14 protein-coding genes and 1 pseudogene are annotated in these 14,920 nt (G+C 38.2%); 12 read left to right on the forward strand and 3 right to left on the reverse strand.

What is annotated here, in order from left to right; all coding sequences use genetic code 11:
• Positions 1 to 21 precede the first annotated feature (21 nt).
• On the reverse strand, positions 22 to 1,071 hold the full coding sequence (gene ansB / locus ACPT8O_RS01295; RefSeq protein WP_021034628.1) for an L-asparaginase 2: 1,050 nt from the start codon (positions 1,069 to 1,071) through the stop codon (positions 22 to 24).
• A gap of 228 nt (positions 1,072 to 1,299) precedes the next feature.
• Between ansB and ACPT8O_RS01300 the strand changes: the two genes are divergently transcribed.
• Entirely contained in the window at positions 1,300 to 1,746 is a 447-nt protein-coding gene (locus tag ACPT8O_RS01300; protein ID WP_021034627.1) for a rhodanese-like domain-containing protein, read from the forward strand.
• Positions 1,747 to 1,759: 13 nt separating this feature from the next.
• Positions 1,760 to 2,269: a protein-export chaperone SecB gene (gene secB / locus ACPT8O_RS01305; RefSeq protein ID WP_021034626.1), complete on the forward strand. Its 510-nt coding sequence runs from the start codon at positions 1,760 to 1,762 to the stop codon at positions 2,267 to 2,269.
• 44 nt (positions 2,270 to 2,313) lie between these two features.
• Here the strand turns inward: secB and ACPT8O_RS01310 are convergent.
• A pseudogene (locus ACPT8O_RS01310) lies at positions 2,314 to 2,568 on the reverse strand (acid phosphatase AphA); the annotation flags it as partial.
• Between the two features lie 220 nt (positions 2,569 to 2,788).
• Here ACPT8O_RS01310 and hslV point away from each other — a divergent pair.
• Positions 2,789 to 3,316 (forward strand): ATP-dependent protease subunit HslV, encoded by a 528-nt coding sequence (gene hslV, locus ACPT8O_RS01315; protein ID WP_021034624.1) that lies wholly within the window; start codon positions 2,789 to 2,791, stop codon positions 3,314 to 3,316.
• A 10-nt stretch (positions 3,317 to 3,326) separates the two neighbouring features.
• Entirely contained in the window at positions 3,327 to 4,658 is a 1,332-nt protein-coding gene (gene hslU / locus ACPT8O_RS01320; protein ID WP_021034623.1) for an HslU--HslV peptidase ATPase subunit, read from the forward strand.
• A 70-nt stretch (positions 4,659 to 4,728) separates the two neighbouring features.
• On the opposite strand, the gene ACPT8O_RS01325 is transcribed toward hslU, so the two are convergent.
• Positions 4,729 to 5,781 carry an extracellular solute-binding protein gene (locus tag ACPT8O_RS01325; RefSeq protein WP_041175267.1) on the reverse strand — a complete coding sequence of 351 codons (1,053 nt, stop codon included), beginning with the start codon at positions 5,779 to 5,781 and terminating at the stop codon, positions 4,729 to 4,731.
• A gap of 140 nt (positions 5,782 to 5,921) precedes the next feature.
• Here ACPT8O_RS01325 and ACPT8O_RS01330 point away from each other — a divergent pair, with 140 nt between their 5' ends.
• The 8 genes from ACPT8O_RS01330 (at position 5,922) to ACPT8O_RS01365 (ending at position 14,832) form a co-directional block, all read left to right on the forward strand.
• Positions 5,922 to 7,217, forward strand: coding sequence for an NAD(P)/FAD-dependent oxidoreductase (locus tag ACPT8O_RS01330; RefSeq protein ID WP_021034621.1), 1,296 nt, complete (start codon positions 5,922 to 5,924; stop codon positions 7,215 to 7,217).
• A 163-nt stretch (positions 7,218 to 7,380) separates the two neighbouring features.
• On the forward strand, positions 7,381 to 8,823 hold the full coding sequence (gene rmuC, locus ACPT8O_RS01335) for a DNA recombination protein RmuC (RefSeq protein ID WP_021034620.1): 1,443 nt from the start codon (positions 7,381 to 7,383) through the stop codon (positions 8,821 to 8,823).
• A 162-nt stretch (positions 8,824 to 8,985) separates the two neighbouring features.
• Positions 8,986 to 9,405 carry a D-ribose pyranase gene (gene rbsD / locus ACPT8O_RS01340; protein ID WP_021034619.1) on the forward strand — a complete coding sequence of 140 codons (420 nt, stop codon included), beginning with the start codon at positions 8,986 to 8,988 and terminating at the stop codon, positions 9,403 to 9,405.
• 13 nt (positions 9,406 to 9,418) lie between these two features.
• Positions 9,419 to 10,900, forward strand: a complete 1,482-nt coding sequence (gene rbsA, locus ACPT8O_RS01345; RefSeq protein ID WP_021034618.1) for a ribose ABC transporter ATP-binding protein RbsA — start codon at positions 9,419 to 9,421, stop codon at positions 10,898 to 10,900.
• Between the two features lie 15 nt (positions 10,901 to 10,915).
• Positions 10,916 to 11,884, forward strand: a complete 969-nt coding sequence (gene rbsC / locus ACPT8O_RS01350) for a ribose ABC transporter permease (RefSeq protein ID WP_041175266.1) — start codon at positions 10,916 to 10,918, stop codon at positions 11,882 to 11,884.
• A 19-nt stretch (positions 11,885 to 11,903) separates the two neighbouring features.
• Positions 11,904 to 12,782 (forward strand): ribose ABC transporter substrate-binding protein RbsB, encoded by an 879-nt coding sequence (gene rbsB, locus ACPT8O_RS01355; RefSeq protein WP_021034616.1) that lies wholly within the window; start codon positions 11,904 to 11,906, stop codon positions 12,780 to 12,782.
• A 97-nt stretch (positions 12,783 to 12,879) separates the two neighbouring features.
• A complete protein-coding gene (gene rbsK, locus ACPT8O_RS01360) occupies positions 12,880 to 13,800 on the forward strand; it encodes a ribokinase (protein WP_021034615.1) in 921 nt (306 codons plus the stop codon).
• Positions 13,801 to 13,827: 27 nt separating this feature from the next.
• Entirely contained in the window at positions 13,828 to 14,832 is a 1,005-nt protein-coding gene (locus ACPT8O_RS01365; protein ID WP_005688661.1) for a substrate-binding domain-containing protein, read from the forward strand.
• Positions 14,833 to 14,920: the final 88 nt, after the last annotated feature.

Consider the following 14,920-nt stretch of genomic DNA (forward strand, 5'->3'; position numbering starts at 1 on the left):
GCACTACCGTTACTATTAATCTTAAAAGTCTTCGAAATATTGTTGAATTACGTTTGGATCTTTAGTTTGAGTTAAAGCTAATTGTAAGAGAACTCGTGCTTTTTGTGGATTTAAAGTACCTGATGCTACAAAGCCATATTTACTATCATCAACTTCAGCGTCACGAGTTGTATAGCCAGTTGGTACACGAGAAGAACGAACTACAACGACGCCATCTTTCGCAGCTTTTTCTAAGCGATCTAAGTGTGCAGCATTAACATTTCCATTGCCAACTCCAGCTGATACAATCCCTTGATAGCCAGCATCTAGCAATGCGTTTAATGGTTCAACTGGTGCATTTGAATAAGCATAAATAATCCCCACTTTTGGTAGGTGGTCTAATTTTTCTATGTTAAATGGAGTGTTGATGGTATGTTTGCTTTCTGGGGAACGTTCATAGTCCACTTTGCTGTTATGAATATAGCCTAGAGAACCATAATTTGGCGAATGGAAAGTTTGCACTGCGGTAGTACTGGTTTTTGTGACATCACGAGCACCTAGTACTTCATTATTCATTGCGACTAAGACACCACGACCACTCGATTTTTTGTCTGCCGCGACGACGACAGCATTGTAAAGATTTAATGGGCCATCAGCGCTTTTTTCTGTCGCAGGACGCATAGCCCCTACGAGAACAACCGGTTTTTCACATTTTACGGTTAAATCTAAGAAATAAGCCGTCTCTTCCATGGTATCTGTACCATGGGTAATGACAAATCCATCAGTACTTTTACATTGAGCATTGATGGCTTTTGCCAGTTTTAGCCAGACTTCGTCATTCATGTCTTGTGAACCTATTTTTACAATTTGCTCACCTTTAATGTTGGCAATATTTTTTATTTCTGGTACGGCTTCAATTAAAGTATCAATACTTAATTGTCCAGCTTTATACGCAGAATTTACTGAACTTTGCCCGCTTCCTGCAATGGTACCACCCGTTGCCAAGATTGTAATATTTGGCAAGTCTGCTGCATTTGCTATTGAAATACCTAGACCAAATAAAGTACATAAGGCTAATTTAGTTAATTTCATAGATTTCTCCTCAGATGAATAAAAATTCTCCAAAAAGTAATCTAACTAAATTAAGTTATTTATCAACAATGGAAAAACAAATTTATGATCTCGATCACATAATTTTTTGTTGATTGTATAACCTTTCTTTATGCAAGTACGGAATTTAAGCATAATTTTTTTGAAAGATAACCCAAGTGCGGTTATACTTGGGAACTATTTTTTTATACGGTATTAATAGAGAACACAATGCAAGAATTTATCTCAATGGCAACAGAGTTTGCTCAAAAACATACTCTTTTAGCAGTTTCTTGGTTTGCGATTTTCGTAATGGTAATTTATACATTCTACAAAGGCGCAACGAGTAAATTTAAAGTAATTACGCACAATGAAGTTATTCGGTTAATAAATTCCGATGAAGCCATTGTGGTAGATTTACGTAGTCTTGAAGAATTTCAACGTGGACATATCATTAATAGTATTAATGTGCTTCCAAGCGAAATTAAAAATCAAAACATCGGAAAATTGGAGACCCATAAAGAAAAAGCTCTTATATTAGTCGATACAAATGGTACTTCAGCCTCTGCTTCTGCAGTATTTTTAACCAAACAAGGTTTTAATTCTGTATTTGTGTTGAAAGAAGGCCTTTCCGCGTGGGTAGCAGCAAATTTACCTTTAGTTAAAAAACATAAATAATAAGGAATAGAAAATGTCAGAACAAAAACAAGACGTTGCAGCAACAGAAGAACAACAACCGGTTCTTCAAATTCAACGTATTTATGTGAAAGATGTGTCTTTTGAAGCACCAAATCTTCCGCATATTTTCCAACAAGAATGGAAACCAAAACTTGGTTTTGATTTAAGCACTGAAACGACTCAAGTTGGTGATGACTTATATGAAGTGGTATTAAACATTTCTGTTGAAACTACACTTGAAGATAGTGGCGATGTAGCATTTATTTGCGAAGTTAAACAAGCAGGCGTGTTCACTATTAGTGGTTTAGAAGATGTTCAAATGGCACATTGTTTAACTTCTCAATGCCCGAATATGCTTTTCCCTTATGCGCGCGAATTAGTCTCTAACTTAGTAAATCGTGGTACGTTCCCTGCATTAAACTTATCTCCAGTAAACTTTGATGCATTGTTTGTTGAATATATGAATCGCCAACAAGCAGAAAATGCAGAAGAAAAACCTGAAGAAAGTCAGACTAAACATTAATTAAATAGCAAAACAAAAGGCAAGTTAGAAATCCTAGCTTGCCTTTTTTGTTGTCCGTGGTAGAAGCAAGGGCTGCTGAAAAGCACAGTATCATCAATATCAAAGCTTACATTAATTGGTGCTTTACCTTCTAAACTTTGCTTGATTTGATCAACACTAATCCAATGAATTGCTTGCTCTTGTAACATTTCACGAGCATTAGTGCCAGATTGAGTATAAGGTTCAGTTTTGCCTGCCATCGCTGGAACTGCAGCTGCAGTTAAAAGTGCGATTACAGATAATTTCATGATGTTTTTCATTGTGTTTCCTCACAAATGTTGATTTAAAAATCGTCCACATCATACACTTTTTTAATATGCATTCAATGACTAGCAATCGTTTGCTAGTTCAAAGTATGATCCAGTTCACATTTTTATTTATGAGTGAAGAATAAATCGTCAATATAAATTTTCCTCTTGAATTTAATCAATTTGTCGCCATATAACGAACAACTTTTCACTTTATAAAAAGGACTGAATAATGACAACGATTGTAAGCGTACGTCGCAATGGACAAGTCGTCGTGGGTGGTGATGGACAAGTTTCTTTAGGCAATACCGTAATGAAAGGTAATGCCCGTAAAGTACGCCGTTTATATAATGGCAAAGTGCTTGCTGGTTTTGCAGGTGGCACGGCTGATGCATTTACGCTTTTTGAATTATTTGAACGTAAACTTGAAATGCACCAAGGGCATTTGCTAAAAAGTGCGGTGGAATTAGCGAAAGATTGGCGTACAGATCGCGCACTTCGTAAGTTAGAAGCGATGTTAATTGTGGCGGATGAAAAAGAAAGCTTAATCATCACGGGTATTGGCGATGTAGTTCAACCAGAAGAAGATCAAATTTTAGCCATTGGGTCTGGTGGTAACTATGCGTTATCTGCGGCACGTGCGTTAGTGGAAAATACTGAACTTTCTGCACGTGAAATTGTTGAAAAATCTTTGAAAATTGCTGGCGATATTTGCGTGTTCACAAATACCCATTTCACTATTGAAGAATTACCAAATTAAGGAAAAAGCTATGTCTGAAATGACTCCTCGTGAAATAGTTTCTGAATTAGATCAACATATTATTGGTCAAGCCGATGCAAAACGTGCTGTGGCGATTGCGTTGCGTAACCGTTGGCGTCGTATGCAGCTTCAAGAACCTTTGCGTCACGAAGTAACGCCAAAAAATATTTTAATGATTGGCCCAACTGGCGTGGGTAAAACTGAAATTGCGCGCCGTTTAGCCAAATTAGCTAACGCACCATTTATCAAAGTGGAAGCAACAAAATTTACCGAAGTGGGCTATGTGGGGAAAGAGGTGGATTCCATTATTCGTGATTTAACGGATAGTGCGATGAAGCTTGTTCGCCAGCAGGAAATTGCGAAGAACAGAGCAAGAGCTGAAGATGCGGCTGAAGAGCGTATTTTGGATGCTTTACTTCCTCCAGCTAAAAATCAATGGGGCGAAGTTGAAAGCAATGATAACAATAGCACACGCCAAACATTCCGTAAAAAATTACGTGAAGGTCAATTAGATGATAAAGAAATTGAAATTGATGTGTCTGCAGGCGTGTCTATGGGCGTTGAAATTATGGCTCCTCCAGGCATGGAAGAAATGACAAATCAGCTGCAATCATTGTTCCAAAATTTAGGTTCAGATAAAACGAAAAAACGCAAAATGAAAATTAAAGATGCGTTAAAAGCGTTGATTGATGATGAAGCAGCGAAATTAATTAACCCTGAAGAACTTAAACAAAAAGCCATTGATGCTGTAGAACAAAACGGTATCGTCTTCATCGATGAAATCGACAAAATTTGTAAGAAAGGCGAATACAGTGGGGCTGATGTATCGCGTGAAGGCGTGCAACGTGATTTACTTCCGTTAGTGGAAGGTTCGACAGTTAGCACCAAACACGGAATGGTAAAAACCGATCACATTTTATTTATTGCATCTGGTGCATTCCAAGTTGCCCGTCCTTCAGATTTGATTCCAGAGTTGCAGGGACGTTTGCCGATTCGTGTTGAACTTACCGCATTAAGTGCGGCAGATTTTGAGCGTATTTTAACAGAACCTCACGCCTCTTTAACCGAACAATATAAAGCGTTGATGGCAACAGAAGGCGTGAATATTGAATTTACAACAGAGGCGGTTAAGAAAATTGCTGAGGCTGCATTCCGTGTGAATGAAAAAACGGAAAATATCGGTGCACGCCGTTTGCATACGGTAATGGAACGTTTAATGGATAAAATTTCTTTCAGCGCAAGCGACATGAATGGTCAAACCGTCAATATTGATGCGGCTTATGTAGCGGATGCTCTTGGCGAAGTGGTTGAAAATGAAGATTTGAGCCGTTTTATTCTTTAAGAATAAAAATTTTACATATAAAAAGTGCGGTAAATTTTCACCGCACTTTTTTGTTTTCTGCATAGAGAAATTAATTAGTTTTTAATTTGCTCCAATATTTTTCATAAATATCAACAGCTTCTCCTACATCGCCTTGCATAATTCCTTTTTCCACTTCTTCCGCTGGTGGGAATAATTTTGGATCATTAGCAACTTCCGCACTTAGCAGTGTTTTCGCCCCATTATTTGGCATAGAAAAGCCCATTCGTTCGATAACAATTTTTGCATTTTCAGGGCGAAGTAAGAAGTCAATAAACTTATGCGCGCCTTCAACATTTTTTGCCGAACTTGGAATAGCGTAGTTATCCATCCAGAAAATAGCCCCTTCTTTTGGATAAACAAATTGCAAAGATGGATTTTCTTTCTGAGCTAAGTAAGCTGAACCATTCCAAATCATACCAATTGCAGCTTCGCCTTGTACGTAAGGAACTTCTGGCGAGTCAGAGTTAAAGGTCGCTACATTTGGTAAAAGTTTTTCTAAACGCTCATAAGCTGTTTTGATGTCTTCTTCATTGGTGGTATTTGGCGATTTACCATCAAGTAATAATGCTACGTGGAACACTTCACGCGCATCACTGGTCATAAGAACTTTACCTTTAAATTCAGGTTTCCATAAATCCGCCCAGCTCGTGATGGTTTTAGGATCAATTTCATCTGTATTAACTTCAATACCTGTTAAGCCGTAAACATAGGGTAATGAATATTTATTTTCTGGGTCGAATTCTTTATGTAATAAATGTTTAGGAATTTGATGAATATTGGTCAATTTACTTTGATCAATCGTTTGAAGCATCTTTTCCTTAATCATTTTATTTACGTAGTAACTTGATGGAAACACCAAATCATAGCCAGAGCCAGTATTTTGAGTAAGTTTGAGTTTCGCGTACATTTCTTCGTTGCTTTCAAAGGTAGAATAAATTACCTCGATGCCAGTTTCTTTAGAGAACTGTGCGACTAAATCAGAAGGGACATAGTCTGTCCAGTTATAGACGTAAAGTTTGTTGTTGGCAAAGGCTGAAACCGCGAAAAGTGCGGTGGTGGAAAGGAAAAGATTTTTGAGTGAGTGAGCAAAGAATTTTTTCAATTTATTGACCTCCAAGGGTTATGATTCATTATTCAACGCACAAATTTTGTGCGTGCACAGTATAGCATTTTTTCCTAAAAGGTTTGACATATTTCCCTTTAGGGGTAAGATTTTGCCAGTTTTTTCCTAAGAGATTTTTTATGCTTAATTTTGCCTATCAAGAACACGTTCGCTCTTATTATTTCGATTCTCGTAACCAAGATTTTCAATTTCCCCCACTTACTCAAATTGAACATACTGATGTATGTGTGATCGGGGCTGGATTTTTTGGTTTATCTGCGGCATTAGAACTGGCTGAAAAAGGGAAAAAAGTCATTGTATTAGAGGGTGCTAGAGTAGGCTTTGGGGCTTCTGGTCGCAGTGGTGGGCAGGCAATTAATGGCTTTGAAGAAGGCATTGATGAATACGTTAAACAAGTTGGCGAAGATAAAGCACATAAACTTTGGAATATGTCATTAGAGGCCATTGATATTATTGATGAACGTATTGAAAAATATGGCATTCAATGCGATTGGAAAAAAGGCTACGCCACATTGGCATTAAATGAACGCCGAATGGATGACTTAATCGAAATGGAAAAAGAAAGTCATAAAAATTTTGGCTATCAGAATATGCAACTTTGGGATAAGGCTAAATTAAAACAGCACTTAGGCAGTGATATTTATGTGGGCGGCTTATTTGATAGTAACTCTGGGCATTTGCATCCACTAAATTATTGCTTAGGTTTAGCGAAAGCTTGTGTTGATCTTGGTGTTCAGATTTTTGAACAATCTCCTGTAGTGGATATGGTTGAGAAAAATGGTTGCGTTGAGGTTAAAACAGCTAAAAGTGCGGTTATTTCTCAAGACGTTATTTTAGCCACCAATGCTTATATTGATGCACTCCCGAAATCTATTCATCACGGCATTAATCGTAAAATATTACCTGTAGAAAGTTTTATTATCGCCACAGAGCCGTTAAGCCAAGCAGTTGCTGATTCTATTATTAATAATGGTATGTCGGTGTGCGATAACAATTTATTATTAGACTATTATCGTTTAAGTGCGGACAATCGTCTGCTTTTTGGTAGTGATTCTAGATCAGAAAAAGATATGGTCGCGATTATGCGGAAAAATATGTTGCGCGTATTTCCGCAACTTGAAAATGTCAAAATCGATTATGGCTGGGCAGGCCCCATTGATATGACATTAAATTCAACGCCACATTTTGGTCGTATTTCTCCGCACATTTATTTTGCTCATGGTTATTCTGGTCACGGTGTTGCTTTGACTGGTCTTGCAGGACGAATTGTAGCGGAGGCGATTTTGGGAGACGATGAACGTTTATCTATTTTTGAAGGCCTGAAAGTCCCCTCTGTTTATGGTGGTCGAATTATCAAAGATCTTGCGACAAAGATTGGTGTGCAGTATTACAAGTTTTTAGATAAATACCGTTAAAATACAACAATGTTTTTCTAAAGCATTGCCATCAAAATTGACTAGAATAATTAATTTTTGTATGGGCATAAATTCTAAATCAGTTAAAAAATTTACCGCACTTTAAAGCAGAATTAAAATAATATTTTTCACTACAATTTGTGTTTTCCATTAAGAGAGAGATATGTCAGAAAATTTCTTACTTTTCAGCTTGTTAGCTGTTGTTATTATATTGATTTTATTACTTATTCTACGCCAGCAAAAATATACACATCTTCATCAAGAATTATCGAAAACGACTCAAGATTATAATCAACTTGCTAGTAAATTTGATGAACTTAGTGGCATTAAAAACCAGTTTGAACAACAAACAATTAAAGTACAGACTGAAAATCAAGGGCTGCAATATCGTTTAACTGAACGTGATGAACAAATACATCATCTCACGCAAGAACGACAAAATTTGACTGAAAAATTGACCGCACTTTCTCAAGAATTAACAGGATTAAAAACAACGTTAGCAGAGAAAGAAAAACATTTTTCGGAACAACAACAGAACTTTGAACAATCCAAGCAGCAGTTGGGCGTGGAATTTCAAAATCTAGCCAATCGGATTTTGGATGAAAAAAGTCGATCATTTAGTCAATCAAATCAAACCGCCTTGGAAACCTTGCTCAAGCCTTTCCGTGAGCAAATTGAAGGTTTCCAAAAACGGGTCAATGAAATTCACTCTGAATCCCTGAAAGGCAATGCAGGCTTGGAAGCTGAAATCAAAAAAGTGCTGGAAATTGGTCTGAATATGTCGCAAGAGGCGAGTAATTTAACTTCAGCGCTGAAAGGCGAAAAGAAAACTTTAGGCAACTGGGGCGAAGTGCAATTAGAACGAGCGTTGCAACTGACAGGGCTTGAAGAAAATGTGCATTACCGTGCTCAAGCGCATTTTAAAGATGAACAAGGTGGACGCAATTACCCTGATTTTGTGTTGAATTTACCCGATGAGAAACATTTAATTATCGATAGCAAAATGTCGTTGGTGGCTTATGAAAGTGCGGTAAATTCTGACGATGATTTTGAACGTGAGCGTTTACTCAAAGAGCATATTTCCGCATTGAAAAGTCATATTAACGATCTGCATAAAAAAGATTACAGCAATCTGATTGGCATGCGTAGCCCAAATTTTGTTCTTATGTTTATTGCAGTGGAACCTGCGTATATTGAGGCTTTAAAAGCTGATCCTGCTTTATTTAATTATGGTTATGAACGTAATGTCATTATGGTTTCTCACACTACATTAATGCCGATTTTACGCACCGTGGCAAACCTCTGGCGTATCGAACGTGGTAATGCTGAGGCAAAAGAAATCGCCGAAAAAGCGGGCGAAATTTATAACCAAATTTGCTTGGTGGCAGAACGTTTGAGTAAGCTCGGCAATACGCTTTCTACCGTCAGCAACCAATACAACAGCACAGTAACCGCACTTGTTGGCCAACAAGGCTTAGTTGGCAAAGTAGAACGATTTAAAACCCTTTCCGCAAAAGCCAATAAAACGATGCCCGATGTGGAGTTGTTAAATAATCAGGTGGATTTGGCGAGGTTGAATGTCTTAAATCAAGAAAATCTTCAATAATTTATTCTCCGATTGAATGCAAATTTGGTCGGAGAATTTTTTGTCCTATCTAGAAATTTTGTGATCAATATCCCAAATTTGAAATTTCTTAGTTGTTTTTCTATTTTTGTTATCTATATTTGTCTTATCGAAACGTTTCGATAACAAAAAAGGAGCTTTTAGATGAAAAAAACAGCTTTATTGAATGCGCAACTTTCGCATTGCATTGCTACACTTGGTCATACGGAAAGTTTGACGATTTGCGATGCGGGACTTCCAATTCCGTTAAGTGTGGAACGTATCGATCTCGCATTAACTGCAGGTGTACCAAGTTTTCTACAAACGTTGAATGTAGTAACGAATGAAATGTATGTTGAATGCGTTGTTATTGCAGAAGAAATTAAAGAAAAAAATCCAGAAATATTGACCGCACTTTTAACACAACTTCAACAACTTGAAAGTCATCAGGGTAATCAAATACAAGTGGAATTTGTATCGCACGAAACTTTTAAAAAATTTACCCTCGAAAGTAAAGCTATTGTTCGTACTGGCGAATGTTCACCTTATGCCAATGTCATTTTATATTCTGGTGTACCATTTTAATTAGGGTGAAATTATGGAAACTTTACTCAAAATTAGTGGTGTTGATAAGTCATTTCCGGGTGTGAAAGCCTTGAATAATGCCTGTTTATCTGTTTACGCTGGACGCGTAATGGCATTGATGGGGGAAAATGGGGCAGGTAAATCAACTTTGATGAAAGTGCTTACTGGTATTTATTCCAAAGATGCAGGTACGATTGAGTATCTTAATCGATCAGTTAATTTCAATGGACCTAAAGCATCACAGGAAGCTGGTATTAGCATCATTCATCAAGAACTTAATTTAGTTGGCAATCTCACTATTGCGGAAAATATTTTTCTTGGTCGTGAATTTAAAACCCCTTGGGGAGCGATTAACTGGCAGAAAATGCACCAAGAAGCAGACAAGCTGCTTGCGCGTTTGGGGGTAACTCACAGCAGTAAACAGCTTTGCGCTGAACTTTCTATTGGTGAGCAACAAATGGTGGAGATAGCCAAAGCCTTAAGTTTTGAATCCAAAGTTATCATTATGGATGAACCAACCGATGCGCTCACAGATACGGAAACTGAAGCCCTATTCAATGTGATTCGTGAACTCAAAGCAGAAAATCGTGGCATTGTTTATATCTCTCATCGTTTAAAAGAAATTTTCAAAATTTGTGATGATGTGACGGTTTTACGCGATGGTCAATTTATCGGTGAACGCGTTGTGGCAGAGATTACAGAAGATGATTTAATTGAAATGATGGTTGGTCGTCGTCTTGATGAACAATATCCGCATTTATCACAAGAAAAAGGCGAATGTGTATTGGATGTGAAACATGTGAGCGGAAGCGGCATTGATGATGTTTCCTTCAAATTGCATGCCGGTGAAATTGTCGGCGTATCAGGCTTAATGGGTGCGGGTAGAACGGAACTCGGCAAGCTACTTTACGGTGCTTTGCCAAAAACAGTGGGAAAAGTGCGGTTAAAAAATCAAGAGATTGAGAATCGTAGTCCGCAAGATGGTTTGGATAATGGCATTGTATATATTTCTGAAGATCGTAAAGGTGATGGCTTGGTTTTAGGCATGTCGGTGAAAGAAAATATGTCGCTCACATCGCTCGATCATTTTTCACAAAAAGGCAGTATTCGCCATCAAGCGGAAAAAATGGCAGTAGATAACTTTATTTTGATGTTTAACATTAAAACACCTAACCGTGATCAACAAGTAGGTTTGCTATCTGGTGGAAATCAACAAAAAGTGGCAATCGCTCGTGGATTAATGACTCGCCCAAATGTGTTGATTTTAGATGAACCAACTCGTGGCGTAGATGTTGGCGCGAAGAAAGAAATTTATCAGCTGATTAACGAATTTAAGAAAGAGGGGTTGAGTATTTTAATGATCTCATCTGATATGCCAGAAGTGCTTGGTATGAGTGACCGCATTTTGGTTATGCGAGAAGGCAGAATCAGTGCAGAATTTTCTCGCAAAGACGCAACTCAAGAAAAATTATTAGCAGCAGCTATCGGTAAATAAGCGTAGGTAAATATGATGAAAACTGAAACATCTTCTATCCAAATAGGCAAATTTTTGATTGAACAACGATCTTTTATTGCATTGATTATTCTTATCGCAATTGTATCGGTAATAAATCCCGATTTTTTCAGTGTAGATAATATTTTGAATATTTTACGTCAAACTTCGGTTAATGCGATTATTGCAGTTGGGATGACTTTCGTTATTTTAATTGCAGGTATAGATCTTTCTGTGGGGTCTGTATTGGCATTGACTGGCGCTATTGCAGCCTCAATGGTAAGCCTTGAATTGCCTATTTTTTTAGTAATTCCTGTGGTTTTATTGATTGGAACACTTCTTGGTAGCATAAGTGGCGTAATTGTGGCGAAAGGGAAAGTTCAGGCGTTTATTGCTACCCTTGTTACGATGACATTATTACGTGGGGTGACAATGGTTTATACAGATGGTCGTCCTATTACGACAGGTTTTTCGGATAATGCTGATCTATTTGCCAGTATTGGTACAGGCTATTTTTTAGGTATCCCAGTACCAATTTGGATTATGAGTATCGTGTTTGCTGTCGCTTGGTATATTTTAAAACACACGCCTATTGGTCGTTATATCTACGCGCTCGGTGGTAATGAATCAGCAACTCAACTTTCTGGTATTAATGTCAATAAAATCAAAGTATTTGTTTTTGCTGCCAGTGGATTTCTTTCTGCATTAGCAGGTTTAATTGTTACTTCACGTTTATCTTCTGCTCAACCCACTGCTGGCGTATCTTATGAATTAGATGCAATTGCCGCCGTGGTAGTCGGTGGAACCAGTTTGATGGGGGGAAAAGGTCGTGTAATGGGAACTCTCATCGGTGCATTAATCATTGGATTTTTAAACAATGCATTAAATTTATTAGATATTTCATCTTACTATCAAATGATAGCAAAAGCGTTGGTTATTTTGGTTGCTGTTTTAGCCGATAACTATCTTGGTACAAAAAAACTGTAACTCACTTTAAGGAGAAACTATGAAAAAACTAACCGCACTTACTTCTGCTGTATTATTAGGTTTGGCTGTTTCTGGCTCTGCTTCTGCACAAGACACAATCGCTTTGGCAGTATCTACATTAGATAACCCATTTTTTGTAACGTTAAAAGATGGCGCACAGAAAAAAGCGGATGAATTAGGTTATAAGTTAGTGGTACTTGATTCACAAAATGACCCTGCTAAAGAATTAGCTAATGTCGAAGATTTAACTGTGCGTGGTGCAAAAATATTATTGATCAATCCAACTGATTCTGAAGCAGTTGGCAACGCAGTGGCGATTGCAAACCGTAAGCATATTCCAGTAATTACATTAGATCGTGGCGCAGCTAAAGGAAACGTAGTGAGCCATATTGCATCTGACAATATCGCAGGTGGTAAAATGGCAGGTGATTTTATCGCACAGAAATTAGGCGATAATGCCAAGGTGATTCAACTTGAAGGTATTGCGGGAACATCTGCAGCACGCGAACGAGGCGAGGGTTTCAAACAAGCTATTGATGCTCATAAATTCAATGTGCTTGCCAGTCAGCCAGCAGATTTTGATCGAACAAAAGGTTTGAATGTAACGGAAAATTTGTTGGCATCTAAAGGTGATGTTCAAGCAATTTTTGCGCAAAATGATGAAATGGCATTAGGTGCATTGCGTGCGGTGAAAGCAGCAAATAAAAAAGTCCTTATCGTAGGTTTTGATGGTACCGATGATGGTGTTAAAGCGGTGAAAGGTGGAAAAATGGCGGCAACTATCGCACAACAACCCGAGCTTATTGGTTCATTAGGTGTTGTTACCGCTGATAAAATCTTAAAGGGTGAAAAAGTTGAAGCGAAAATTCCAGTAGATTTGAAAGTAATAAGCGAATAATCTATCTACTGAATAAGCTCGTTATATCACATTATGGGGCAAATTATATTTGTCCCATTGTGTAGAAAGAAAAAATATAACAATACAGGATAAAATAATGAGAAAAACCCTCACGGTTCTCGGTAGTATCAATGCTGATCACGTTATTTCTGTGCCTTACTTTGCTAAACCTGGTGAAACGCTAACAGGTCAAAATTATCAAATTGCCTATGGTGGCAAAGGTGCCAATCAAGCAGTGGCGGCTGCTCGCTTAGGGGCAAAGGTAGCGTTCATTAGTTGTATTGGATCAGATAACATTGGCGAAACAATGAAAAATGCGTTTGCCAAGGAAAGGATTGATACAACCCATATTAGTACCGTTCCACAGGAAATGACGGGAATGGCATTTATTCAAGTTGCCCAATCGGGCGAGAACAGTATTGTACTGGCTAGCGGTGCAAATGCACATTTGGGTGAGATAGTTGTTCGTCAAAGTGAGGCACAAATTGCACAATCGGATTGCTTGTTAATGCAATTAGAAACCCCACTTTCTGGTGTGGATCTGGCTGCTCAAATCGCTAAGAAAAATGGTGTTAAGGTTATGCTAAATCCTGCTCCAGCGCAGATTTTATCGGACGAATTATTGAGTTTGATTGATATTATTACACCAAATGAAACAGAAGCTGAAATCCTGACGGGGGTAGCGGTAACCGACGAGCAAAGTGCGGTGAAAGCTGCGAGTGTTTTTCACGATAAAGGTATTGAAACCGTGATGATTACCCTTGGTGCGAAAGGCGTGTTTGTCAGTCGAAAAGGTAAAAGCCGCATCATTAAGGGCTTTTGTGTGCAAGCAATAGATACTACCGCAGCTGGTGATACATTTAATGGCGGTTTTGTTACGGCTTTATTGGAAGAAAAATCCTTTGATGAAGCCATTCGTTTTGGGCAAGCTGCCGCTGCGATTAGTGTGACGAAAAAAGGGGCTCAATCCTCTATTCCAATGCGTCAAGAAACTTTAGATTTTCTTGAACACGCTTAAAGTGCGGTGAATTTTTAGGGTGTTTTTATGGCGACAATGAAAGATATTGCACGACTGGCGCAAGTTTCGACTTCCACAGTTTCACATGTCATTAATGGATCGCGTTTTGTTAGCGATGAAATTCGTGAGAAAGTGATGCGTATTGTCGCTGAACTGAATTACACCCCCTCAGCTGTTGCACGAAGTCTTAAGGTGCGAGAAACCAAAACTATCGGGCTACTTGTCACCGCAACAAATAATCCATTCTTTGCGGAAGTGATGGCTGGCGTGGAGCAATATTGTCAGCAGCATCAATATAATCTTATTATTGCCACCACTGGTGGCGATGCCAAACGCCTACAACAAAATCTGCAAACTCTAATGCACAAACAAGTGGATGGTTTGCTGTTGATGTGTGGTGATAGCCGTTTTCAGGCTGATATAGAGTTAACCATTTCGCTGCCACTCGTTGTGATGGACTGGTGGTTTACTGAATTAAATGCAGATAAAATACTCGAAAATTCAGCACTTGGTGGCTATTTGGCGACAAAAGCATTAATTGATGCAGGACATCGTAAAATTGGCATTATTACGGGAAATCTCAAAAAATCTGTCGCACAAAATCGTTTGCAAGGTTATAAAAATGCGCTGTCGGAAGCAAAAATTGCGTTAAATCCTCATTGGATTGTCGAAAGTCATTTTGACTTTGAAGGCGGTGTCCTTGGTATACAATCTTTACTTACTCAATCTTCACGTCCAACAGCAGTTTTTTGTTGTAGTGACACCATTGCTGTTGGTGCATACCAAGCTATTCAGCAACAAGGCTTACGTATTCCGCAAGATCTTTCAATTATGGGCTATGATGACATTGAATTGGCTCGTTATCTCTCACCTCCCCTTTCCACCATTTGCCAACCGAAAGCTGAACTTGGCAAACTTGCTGTAGAAGCACTATTGCAACGAATTAAAAATCCTAATGAAAATTACCGCACTTTAGTGTTAGAGCCGACCTGTATTTTGAGAGGATCAATTTCTACCCCTTCAAACATATAAATAAAATAAGAATAGCTCAATTTCCTTATTGCTATTTTCAAAAAAACTGCTATTTTCTTGCGGTTTTTTTGTTTATTTAACCCACTGT

This window comes from Haemophilus sp. HN_Hi08, from assembly GCF_049824455.1.
Classification (GTDB): domain Bacteria; phylum Pseudomonadota; class Gammaproteobacteria; order Enterobacterales; family Pasteurellaceae; genus Haemophilus; species Haemophilus influenzae_D.

Excerpts from the sequence above, each read along its gene's own strand:
- ansB (WP_021034628.1), bottom strand. The coding sequence starts at position 1,071 with ATGAAATTAACTAAATTAGCCTTATGTACTTTATTTGGTCTAGGTATT.
- ACPT8O_RS01300 (WP_021034627.1), top strand. The coding sequence starts at position 1,300 with ATGCAAGAATTTATCTCAATGGCAACAGAGTTTGCTCAAAAACATACT.
- secB (WP_021034626.1), top strand. The coding sequence starts at position 1,760 with ATGTCAGAACAAAAACAAGACGTTGCAGCAACAGAAGAACAACAACCG.
- hslV (WP_021034624.1), top strand. The coding sequence starts at position 2,789 with ATGACAACGATTGTAAGCGTACGTCGCAATGGACAAGTCGTCGTGGGT.
- hslU (WP_021034623.1), top strand. The coding sequence starts at position 3,327 with ATGTCTGAAATGACTCCTCGTGAAATAGTTTCTGAATTAGATCAACAT.
- ACPT8O_RS01330 (WP_021034621.1), top strand. The coding sequence starts at position 5,922 with ATGCTTAATTTTGCCTATCAAGAACACGTTCGCTCTTATTATTTCGAT.
- rmuC (WP_021034620.1), top strand. The coding sequence starts at position 7,381 with ATGTCAGAAAATTTCTTACTTTTCAGCTTGTTAGCTGTTGTTATTATA.
- rbsD (WP_021034619.1), top strand. The coding sequence starts at position 8,986 with ATGAAAAAAACAGCTTTATTGAATGCGCAACTTTCGCATTGCATTGCT.
- rbsA (WP_021034618.1), top strand. The coding sequence starts at position 9,419 with ATGGAAACTTTACTCAAAATTAGTGGTGTTGATAAGTCATTTCCGGGT.
- rbsC (WP_041175266.1), top strand. The coding sequence starts at position 10,916 with ATGAAAACTGAAACATCTTCTATCCAAATAGGCAAATTTTTGATTGAA.
- rbsB (WP_021034616.1), top strand. The coding sequence starts at position 11,904 with ATGAAAAAACTAACCGCACTTACTTCTGCTGTATTATTAGGTTTGGCT.
- rbsK (WP_021034615.1), top strand. The coding sequence starts at position 12,880 with ATGAGAAAAACCCTCACGGTTCTCGGTAGTATCAATGCTGATCACGTT.
- ACPT8O_RS01365 (WP_005688661.1), top strand. The coding sequence starts at position 13,828 with ATGGCGACAATGAAAGATATTGCACGACTGGCGCAAGTTTCGACTTCC.